This window comes from Streptococcus sp. SS-4456 (assembly GCF_036680365.1).
Classification (GTDB): Bacteria; Bacillota; Bacilli; order Lactobacillales; family Streptococcaceae; genus Streptococcus.
In genome coordinates, this window is sequence record NZ_JAVIHI010000113.1 from 1 (window position 1) to 344 (window position 344).

General features: G+C 44.5%; 1 protein-coding gene. It reads right to left on the reverse strand.

Annotation, left to right across the window (positions count from 1 at the left end; genetic code table 11):
- Window positions 1-322: mucin-binding protein (locus RFK25_RS11620; protein WP_332413563.1), on the reverse strand; the 322-nt coding region annotated here is incomplete at its 3' end.
- Window positions 323-344 lie beyond the last annotated feature (22 nt).

A 344-nucleotide genomic window follows, 5' to 3' on the forward strand; every position in this document is an offset into this window, starting at 1 on the left:
TCACATCATCAACACCCTTATCAGTTGGCCATTTTGGACCATCTGGATTGTTCGGATCGATTGGTTGACCTGGTTTACCTGGATCAGTTGGGGTGATTGGGCTTACTTTTGGTGTCAACTCGTATGTGAAGTCTTGGGAGTTGCCATCGATGTTATCGAAGGTACCTGTTGGGCTGTAGTTATCACTGTTAACTACGGTGTAGCCGAGGTTTTCGAATTCCTTGATCTTAGCTGCTGGATCATAGCCAAACTCATCTCCTGTCTGACCATTGAGTGCTTCTGTGAATTTAACGGAATTATCGCTAGTATCCACAAATTTCACACTACCTGTTTGAGCTGCTTTC